The following is a 221-nucleotide window of genomic DNA, read 5'->3' on the forward strand; positions in this document are numbered from 1 at the left end:
TCGCATCGGCGATTTTGAACTAGATACAGTCGTTGGTCCTCGTGGGCATAGTAAGGCAGTTTTATTAACTTTAATCGATCGCAAATCACGGTTCCTTTGGGCATACCGGTTAAAAGATCGGACGACAGCGACTGTTAATTAAGCACTAACTAAGTTCCTAACCACTTTTAATGGTCCGGTGCACAGCTTTACTGTGGACCGTGGCACTGAGTTTAGTGGGC

Annotated in this window: 1 pseudogene; it reads left to right on the plus strand. The window is 45.7% G+C overall.

Going from position 1 to position 221, the window contains the following annotated elements:
- A pseudogene (locus KTE19_RS14430) lies at positions 1–221 on the plus strand (DDE-type integrase/transposase/recombinase); the annotation flags it as partial.

It is taken from the genome of Lentilactobacillus dabitei, from assembly GCF_019061365.1.
Taxonomy (GTDB): Bacteria; Bacillota; Bacilli; order Lactobacillales; family Lactobacillaceae; genus Lentilactobacillus; species Lentilactobacillus dabitei.